Genomic DNA, 910 nt, shown 5'->3' with positions numbered 1-910 from the left:
TAAGACCTGGTCTCAGAACTCCTTCTGGACGAGACGTCGGAGGTTGATCAGGACCATGGCCAGGGTGAGCAGCGGAGCGAGTGTGCGTTCGGTCCGGTCGTAGCGCAGCCCGAGGCGCTTGAACCGCAGCAGCCAGGAGATGGTGCGCTCGACGACCCAGCGGACCCGGCCGAGCTTGGACTTGTCCTCGATCCCGCGGCGGGCGATCCGGACCTGGATTCCGCGGCGGGTCAGGTAGGTGCGGCACCGGCGGTAGTCGTAGCCCTTGTCCGCGTGCAGCTTGTCCGGCCGTCGCCGCGGCCGGCCCGGGTGTCCGCGGCGGCCACGGACCGCCGGGTTGGTGTCGAGCAGCGGCTCGAACAACATGCTGTCGTGGGTGTTCGCGCCGGAGATGAGCGCGTGTAGCGGCAGGCCGTTCGCGTCGCAGAGCAGGTGGTACTTGGAGCCGTGTTTGCCCCGGTCGGTGGGGTTGCGGCCGGTCAGCTCGCCCCCCTTTTCGCGCGCACCGACACCGCATCGATGCACGCCCGCGACCAGTCCAGCACGGCGGCGTCGGACAGCTCGTCGAGCACGAGTCGGTGCAGGCGGTCCCACACGCCGGCGTCCTGCCAGGCGCGCAGGCGCCGCCAGGCGGTGTGCCCGGATCCGCAGCCCAGCTGCGGCGGTAGGTCGCGCCACCGGCAGCCGGTGGAGAGTACGAACAGGATTCCTTCCAGGGCGGCCCGGTCGTCGATCCGAGGCCGGCCACCCGGCCCGCGCGGCGGCGGAGGCCCGGGCAGCAGCGGTTCGATCAGTTCCCAGAGCCGGTCCTCGACCAGCCGCTGCTGCTCCGTCGTGCGCACGAGCGAAGACGATCACCGATCAGCACACGGAGATCGCGTAGCGACACGCCGAGTTCTGAGACCAGGTC

General features: G+C 70.7%; 1 protein-coding gene. It reads right to left on the bottom strand.

Annotated features, from left to right (window positions below; all coding sequences use genetic code 11):
- Window positions 1-12: 12 nt before the first annotated feature.
- Window positions 13-842 (bottom strand): IS5 family transposase gene (locus PSU4_RS30950; protein WP_373866119.1). Its coding sequence is split into 2 segments (ribosomal slippage): window positions 13-524 and window positions 524-842, totalling 831 coding nucleotides; the frame shifts between segments, so codons are not numbered across the junction.
- Between the last annotated feature and the right edge of the window lie 68 nt (window positions 843-910).

This window comes from Pseudonocardia sulfidoxydans NBRC 16205 (genome assembly GCF_007989085.1).
GTDB classification, from domain to species: Bacteria; Actinomycetota; Actinomycetes; order Mycobacteriales; family Pseudonocardiaceae; genus Pseudonocardia; species Pseudonocardia sulfidoxydans.
This window is presented reverse-complemented; position numbering and strand designations above follow the sequence as displayed.